A 7,197-nucleotide genomic window follows, 5' to 3' on the forward strand; every position below is an offset into this window, starting at 1 on the left:
TCAGGTATATAATGGAAGTAACGCTATTTTTAATAGTGAAACAATAAGTGGAGGGTTAATTAATGAAGCTATTAGAAAACGGTTTGCATTCGTATAAAAAAACAATACAAAACTTAAAAATTCTAGATAATAATCATGGATTGGAAAGAGAAATTATTGCTAAAGAAATCGTATTAAGTCTTCATCACTCAATAGAAACGTTATTTAAACATAGCATCCAAGAAGTGGAGCCACGATTTGTTTTTTCAGATTTAGATCAATATTTCGCAGCTGAGATAAATAAAATTCGAAAAAAGGGTAAGACAGAGTATAATGGCAATACTATTACTTTTATGGAATCTGTAAAAAGAGCCATTATTTTAAACAAACAAAAATTAACAGATAATGATTATTGTAGTATTGAGCATTTAAATTATGTTAGAAACGCAATTACTCATCATGAGTATGATTTTACTGAAAAGCATATAAATTATTTAATAACTCAAGTATTGATAGTAGTTACACCTATATTTAATAACCTAATTCCTACATTTAATCAATATGTGCAGAAGTATGACTTGAATCTAAATGGATCAGCCCAAATCGAAGAGTTAACAATTTGGAAGTTTAAAAGATTTTTTACTATATACGATAAAATCCGTTTGGGAAAAGAAACAATTAAAACCGTACGTACCACTCCTGGGGAATTTGATAAAAAACAAGAAATAGCCAAAGTAAACTATAAAAAGTTTATTACATTTCACAAGTGTCCATGCTGTGATTCAGATTATTTTGTAAAAGAAAAAGTAATACTAATTGAAACTGAAGAAAAGGGTTATGTAGGAAATTGCTTAATTTGTGATATTGAATTGAATAAAGAAGATGCATATTTTCTATACATAATTTCAGAAGATCTAGATTCAATAATTAATAAATATCATGTTGGCTATTCAATTGTATCGGAAATATTCAAAAATAATGACTTAAATAGTGTAACTAACGAAGAATTACAAGTAATTAAAGCAATAATTTCAAAGGAAGAAACACAAGATTTCTTAGCTTCGTTAACTAATGATTTTATCCATGATAAATGTTACCCTATGTTTGAAGAATATGTAGATATGTTTGTTGGTGATATAGATTCAGCTGAAATGGACAAAGGTTTATTTGGAAATACAATAATTCGAAAAAAAAGATCAATAAATAATCTTTTTGAAAGTCACAAAGAAATTTTAGGTAATATCTTTTCTAAATTCCGCATAATGGAATTAAATGAATCTTACTATACATTTTTATTTGAAGAATATGAATATGAAACTAGTAGATCACATCCTAATCCAAATAATGATAATGTAGATGAAGACATCCCAGTTAAAATATATATTCAATTGGAAGATTTAAGTTTCTTTGAATAAAACGTACTATATCTTAAATTCTAAATCTTTAATCTAAATATTTCCACTTTAACTAAGAACTACTTTCTAAAACAAGAATAAATGTTTACTTTCCATGACTTTCTCCAAAAAAGCAACCTCAAAAAACCCCTGCAAACGTTGATATTTCAAGACATAGAAAAAGCATGAACGCTTACATTCGTCGTAAGCGTTCATGCTTTTACCCTCTTTCATATGTAATCACAAAGCCCATTATAGCAAGGTTTTTCACACTTGTATAATGTTTCGATTTCACCGATATTCACCTGCATTCAGATTTTTGGTTGCTTTTTTGTTGCTTTGGTTGCTTTTTTTAGGTGTAAAAAAATGACTGAACGTAGTAATATTCATACTTTTATATTTATTCAAAATGAAATATAAAAGTCAATAAATGAAAAGTCTACTTTTAGATAACAAATATCGTTTGTCTGTCTTTTTTTATGTATTAGAGTAAATTTTCCGCTTAATTAACAATTAGTAAGCATAGCAAAAAGGGTGATCCCCTGACTAAAATGGTTCACCCTTTATATTATTCACATTTACAATTTAGGTGTTGATTTGTGATAATGCGTTTGCATAAGTTACGTAAAATTCTATTTCCGATTTACGTCTTTGAAGTTCATAAAACATTATAGTCATTAACTTTTGACAACCCAGACCTTTATTTAATGCAGCATTCACCGCCAAATAAAGTAGGTGGATTTCTCTGTCACCCATTTCATTCACCACACTTTTGCTCCAATCGCGAAAATCATTTGTTAGTGGTGGTGTCAGATTATAAAACTCTGAATAATGGATCATGGCTTGTAAACAGCTTTCACTTGGTATTCGCATAGTTCTCCCTCCTGGGAGTAACATCCACTTCTAATTAGAACCGTTTTCGGTTATAATAGTGTTAGTTTTTGAGGGTGGATGTCACTCGAATTTTATTTCACAGTCTAAGTTGGCGCTTAGATTGTGATTTTTTTATTTTCAAACATTTAAGATACCTCTATTGCATTTCCTAGCAACAACGATAGTAACTCACCAAATTTAGATGGGTAATACAACGGTTGCGTTTCCTTAGGATTATGAGGACTGATAGCATTTGAACCATAATAGAGTCCTTGTTCTGTTAAAGACTTAAATTCTTTAACACTACTATTAGACGAAGGTCGCTCCTTAATTTCGAGTAAACCCAATTCAATTAAGCGAGTATTCACTTTAGCAGCACTTATTTTTACACCATGTTGTTTAAGTAAATGTGTCAGTGCAACCTTTCGTTCTTCTTCCACATATTTAGGCAAATGGTTTGTTGGGACTCCATGCTGTTTGTGAACTTCCTCTAACATTCGAATTTTAGACGGCCCGTCCACTCGTAATATTTCTGATGTATACTTCACTCCAATGAGCTGTTTTTCAAAATCCACAAAGTTTTTTGATATTGAAGCTTGGCTTATTATTTGTTCCATTTCTTCAAACCTAGTTACATACGTTGCAGTAAATAGAACACCCCTTTCTCCAGTCATTTTATTAGCTACCATTTCACAACCTTTTCGAGTAAGTAAATAACAAGGACGTATTTCTCCTTTATCATCGGTATAGCTATGTTGGATAAAGAAATCAGACGAACGGAATTTTCCGTTTGTTAAATGTGTAATGTATCGTGTAACCTTTTTGCTTCCCCCGATTTTTTCTAACAAATCAGAATGTCTTATCCCTACCATTTTCGCCACATCTCGACTATCCGTTACTAACTGACCATTAAATGAAACTACTTTTAATTGATTCATGTAGTATTCCTCCTGTTTTTAGGCATCAATAATCCTTTCAATATAGATTTTGTAATATTCACTTCGATTTTAACAATTCAATAACATGTGTTCCTCTAATAAGAAACGTCTTTATTATATTTATCACCCCCTTTAAGCCCCAAGAATCAATGTTAAAATATTTTTTTACCAGTTGAAATTCCTAAAGTCCACCGGCCCCAGAGAAATAGTTTACATCTTGTATATGTATCAATTTAATCATTTTATCAAATTTATTTTAATTATAAATAAAATTAAATTTGATTTCAATTACAAAGTATAACTTATTTTATTTTTATAGTTTGTTTTATTAATTATGATTTGATATCATTGATATACAAACTATTAATTTTGGGAAGTGAATATGTTGAAAACTTTTGGGGAAAAAATGAAAGTTCTAAGAGAGAACAAAGGTTGGACGCAAAAGTATACTGCTGAAAAAATGGATGTCTCACCTCAAATGTACAATAACTACGAAAAAAATAAGACAAATCCATCATTAAATATTTTAAAGCGTATATGTGATTTATATAACATACATTTAGATACTTTGGATGGTAAGTATGATAATGCTGATGATTTTCTATATTGTGCTAGTTTAGATAATTCTTATTTTGAAAATGAAAAGGACAATAAAGAAGATATTGAGAAAAATAACCTCCTTGAAGAGTTTCCCTATATTATCCCTGACATTTCTGGTATCGGATATAATCCTTTATTCCAGGCTGACTTATATAATAGTCAGATTGATTACCAAGAAAATGAGTACTTTTTCTTTGAAAATACTGATCTTGAATATTCACCTGGACGTTTAAAAGAGGACGATTTGTTATATTGTCAAGGTATTAATGCAAATGAAGAACCAAATGTAACTAATATTTATTTAATTTATTTAAAGAGTGAAGAGAAATATTATTTAAGAAATTTTTTAAATCAAAAATTAGTTTGGGGGATAATAAAAGGGTTAAAAGAAGATGCAACGCAAAAAGATCTTCTGCAAAATATCTCAGAAAAAAACCTTAAAGATTTTCACTTCTTAATGCCCAATCTTTCTTCGTCAAATGACATGACAATTGTAAAAAGAAGTGAAGTAAAAATAATAGGGAAACTTGAATATGTTATTTTTAACCCGAAGGTTGATTTATACGAAAGTCTAGGTTTTAGCTTTAAAGAACTTGCACTTAAACAATGGGATGAGTTCAGAAAGAAAGTAGATAGTATTATTCAAGAAAATGAAAAACAAAATACGTCAAAGAAATAAATTTCTAAAAATTTCCATGCCACTTCTGAATATCTCTTACTTATAGAATAACCAGGTACTATAATCGTGCCTGGTTTTAATTTTAACTAACAATTAACTTTTCCACTTGAGTTTTAAATGTTTGTTTAACATACCTAAGTACTACACCCTCTCCAACCGTTGTTATGTAGCAATACATAAAACGTAAGACATTAAGTATAAAATTTAAGCATTATATTAATTTATTCTGTTTTACGCCCTCTACTAAAAAAGACCAGGATATCACTTTAAAGTGAACCTGGTCAAAATCTTTTATTTACTTCTACGTTGTTGAATTGTAATACATAAACCATTCAAACAATCCGTTGTCATCTGACCATTTTTTAAGTCTTTCTTCACTTGATTAAGCAATATGGAAATTATTTAGCTCTGATTTTAAACTGTCTACAAATTCGTTTATTTGCTCCATTTTAACTTTTAGACATATTGCAGGGCCAGTTTCTGATGCAATGTGATTATTCCTCTCACCTGCATCTAACACAAAAACTAATCTATAATAAGGGTCCCACTCATCCCTTTCATGTTCAGGCACTTGATATAAACCATATCCAGGATTAAAGTAAGTACCAAAAAGAGGAATATGATATATACACAATCCTGGATCATGGGCCTCTAACATACTTAGATGTGTAAGCTCGATTTGTCTTAAATCATCTAATAATTTTACAAAGTCTCTTCTCAAACAAACTACTTCAGAACTAATTTCCGGAAAATTTTCACCTGAACGAAATTGAATATTAAATCTAACACTAGATTCATTAACTAATGCTAAATTGATTTCAACTTCACAACTAGGTTGATTATAATAATCTTTTAATATAGCCATAAATTATCCCCTTTATACAAATTAGCATTTGGAAATACTAGACAAATAACAACAATCCATAGTTACTATACCATGGATTGTTGTCATACTCTTTATAGAATTCCAGAAAATATTAATTAAATTTAATTATCAAATTTTTTATTTATCTCCTACATACTGCCAAGTGCTTTTCAACCATTTCAGTTTTTTTGACTTTTGATTATATACTGTATCAATTTCATCTGTAACTTTTTTAAGTAATACTGCGGTTCTATTATTTTCTGATTCATTCTCTAACCAAGCAATTCTTTCTCCACTCCAACCGTCTACATATTTTGTACCATTAGACAAAGCATCATCCATCATTTTTCCTGTAATACCACGGTCATATGCTTGTTCAGCAGCATGTTTTGATACATAAACTATTCGTTTTGAAGCAGTTTTTGCTAAAAACGGTACACCATATCTAATAGTAACAGCTGCTAATAAAGGTATAACTGGTGCTATAAACGGTTGTAACTCTGCGTCAATTAAAACATCAGGATTATTCAACTCATTAAATGGAACATCTAAATCTTGATTTGTATCTAGTCGTATAATTGAATCGTTCTCTAGTTCATTACCTATAGTTGTTTCCTGAAATGAATTGTTTAATTGTAAATCTTGGTATTCATTAGCTTTTGCAAGATTTGGTGAAATCATTGTAAATGCTAGTACAAAACAAATAAACGCTACAAAACTTTTAACACAGTTTTTTTTCAACATTTTTTACTTTCCTCCAATATTATCCTTCAATTGTGTAAACGTTATAACATTATTTCATTCCCTCGAGTTATTTACATCCTATCATTCCCATTTATTCCATTTCAATTACTATTTAACGCCATTTTTTTGGCGGGATAATTATGTTTTTTCTAAATTAACAATAAATGCCGCCATATTACGCCAATTACAACGCCATAATATCGGCGTTCCCCCTATAAAATATAGTTACAAAGCACCAAAACAGATTAATTCTATTGACATTTTTTAATTATTGGTAAATAATTTGTTATCAAATGTTCATAAAATAGATCATTGATATACACGACCTATTATGTTAATAAAGTAAAATCATTTTATTATATTTATTTAATTCCCACGTTTTTTAATATTTCTTCTATTTCATATATGTTATTTAAGAGGTCTACACGAATCTTTCATATACAAAAATAACGTTTTCAATGTCCAAACCCCAACCCCAATGTAGATTGACACGGTTCTCTTTTCACTACAATCAGCATTGATTTCCACAGGAAATTCTCTGAATATATATGCATATAACCCTCCTTCCTGTTCTATTGACTTTTTTTATTCCTTCGCTGTTGAATCGTAATGTACAAACCAATTAATCGATCAGTTGTCGTCACCCCATCTTGTAAATCCTTCAAGTGTGAAGCATTGATAATACCATCCTTCACAGCCTGCGCAATAAAGTTCTCCGTCTCCGTTCTCATTGCTGGTGAACCTGGATTCCATGTTGTATTTGCCACGTTGATTTCCTCCTTCTTGTCTTTCACAATTAATTGGACTTTCATTCTACTGTTACTTGGCACGATTACTTGTCCTTCTAATTTGTACCCTCTAGGCATCTTCCAATTGCGTTTCACTTCAAAGTGTGGTCGGTCAATTCTGCGCGCCCAATCACCGCCCCATGTTATACCTAACTTACGAGCTATTGCCCCGACTTTTGTTAAAGTATCTACATCATATAAGGGTTTTGGGGGAGCCACTGCAATGTCCCACGCTAAACGTTGGTATGTCAACACTAAACTGGACAAAAATTATAAGGTCTGTTGCTTGAATTCCACTGGAGTTAAATAGCCTAGTGTCCCATGAATTCGAATGTTA

General features: G+C 30.4%; 8 protein-coding genes. 2 read left to right on the forward strand and 6 right to left on the reverse strand.

The annotated features are described in order from the left end of the window. The first annotated feature begins 62 nt into the window (after nucleotides 1-62). The gene (locus ACQKNX_RS07155) at nucleotides 63-1,394 is read left to right on the forward strand and encodes a hypothetical protein (protein ID WP_427428233.1); all 1,332 of its coding nucleotides are present in this window, start codon (nucleotides 63-65) and stop codon (nucleotides 1,392-1,394) included. Nucleotides 1,395-1,958: 564 nt separating this feature from the next. On the opposite strand, the gene ACQKNX_RS07160 is transcribed toward ACQKNX_RS07155, so the two are convergent. Both ACQKNX_RS07160 and ACQKNX_RS07165 read right to left on the reverse strand, forming a co-directional pair. Beyond that, nucleotides 1,959-2,246 carry a hypothetical protein gene (locus ACQKNX_RS07160; protein ID WP_427428234.1) on the reverse strand — a complete coding sequence of 96 codons (288 nt, stop codon included), beginning with the start codon at nucleotides 2,244-2,246 and terminating at the stop codon, nucleotides 1,959-1,961. A 146-nt stretch (nucleotides 2,247-2,392) separates the two neighbouring features. Next, nucleotides 2,393-3,184: a Rha family transcriptional regulator gene (locus ACQKNX_RS07165; RefSeq protein WP_427428235.1), complete on the reverse strand. Its 792-nt coding sequence runs from the start codon at nucleotides 3,182-3,184 to the stop codon at nucleotides 2,393-2,395. A gap of 382 nt (nucleotides 3,185-3,566) precedes the next feature. On the opposite strand from ACQKNX_RS07165, the gene ACQKNX_RS07170 reads away from it, so the two are divergent. Beyond that, nucleotides 3,567-4,463 carry a helix-turn-helix transcriptional regulator gene (locus ACQKNX_RS07170; RefSeq protein WP_427428236.1) on the forward strand — a complete coding sequence of 299 codons (897 nt, stop codon included), beginning with the start codon at nucleotides 3,567-3,569 and terminating at the stop codon, nucleotides 4,461-4,463. Between the two features lie 382 nt (nucleotides 4,464-4,845). Here the strand turns inward: ACQKNX_RS07170 and ACQKNX_RS07175 are convergent, their stop codons facing one another. The 4 genes from ACQKNX_RS07175 to ACQKNX_RS07190 all read right to left on the reverse strand — a co-directional run bounded on the left by ACQKNX_RS07175 (nucleotide 4,846) and on the right by ACQKNX_RS07190 (nucleotide 7,193). Further along, the gene (locus ACQKNX_RS07175; RefSeq protein ID WP_427428237.1) at nucleotides 4,846-5,328 is read right to left on the reverse strand and encodes a hypothetical protein; all 483 of its coding nucleotides are present in this window, start codon (nucleotides 5,326-5,328) and stop codon (nucleotides 4,846-4,848) included. 138 nt (nucleotides 5,329-5,466) lie between these two features. Continuing rightward, nucleotides 5,467-6,072 (reverse strand): hypothetical protein, encoded by a 606-nt coding sequence (locus tag ACQKNX_RS07180; protein WP_427428238.1) that lies wholly within the window; start codon nucleotides 6,070-6,072, stop codon nucleotides 5,467-5,469. Between the two features lie 572 nt (nucleotides 6,073-6,644). After that, nucleotides 6,645-7,079 carry a M15 family metallopeptidase gene (locus ACQKNX_RS07185; RefSeq protein WP_427428239.1) on the reverse strand — a complete coding sequence of 145 codons (435 nt, stop codon included), beginning with the start codon at nucleotides 7,077-7,079 and terminating at the stop codon, nucleotides 6,645-6,647. 51 nt (nucleotides 7,080-7,130) lie between these two features. Continuing rightward, nucleotides 7,131-7,193 carry a hypothetical protein gene (locus ACQKNX_RS07190; protein WP_416493008.1) on the reverse strand — a complete coding sequence of 21 codons (63 nt, stop codon included), beginning with the start codon at nucleotides 7,191-7,193 and terminating at the stop codon, nucleotides 7,131-7,133. Nucleotides 7,194-7,197: the final 4 nt, after the last annotated feature.

The organism is Lysinibacillus sp. NPDC093712 (genome assembly GCF_050280025.1).
In the GTDB taxonomy this organism is placed as follows: Bacteria; Bacillota; Bacilli; order Bacillales_A; family Planococcaceae; genus Lysinibacillus.

Excerpts from the sequence above, each read along its gene's own strand:
- ACQKNX_RS07155 (WP_427428233.1), top strand. The coding sequence starts at position 63 with ATGAAGCTATTAGAAAACGGTTTGCATTCGTATAAAAAAACAATACAA.
- ACQKNX_RS07160 (WP_427428234.1), bottom strand. The coding sequence starts at position 2,246 with ATGCGAATACCAAGTGAAAGCTGTTTACAAGCCATGATCCATTATTCA.
- ACQKNX_RS07165 (WP_427428235.1), bottom strand. The coding sequence starts at position 3,184 with ATGAATCAATTAAAAGTAGTTTCATTTAATGGTCAGTTAGTAACGGAT.
- ACQKNX_RS07170 (WP_427428236.1), top strand. The coding sequence starts at position 3,567 with ATGTTGAAAACTTTTGGGGAAAAAATGAAAGTTCTAAGAGAGAACAAA.
- ACQKNX_RS07175 (WP_427428237.1), bottom strand. The coding sequence starts at position 5,328 with ATGGCTATATTAAAAGATTATTATAATCAACCTAGTTGTGAAGTTGAA.
- ACQKNX_RS07180 (WP_427428238.1), bottom strand. The coding sequence starts at position 6,072 with ATGTTGAAAAAAAACTGTGTTAAAAGTTTTGTAGCGTTTATTTGTTTT.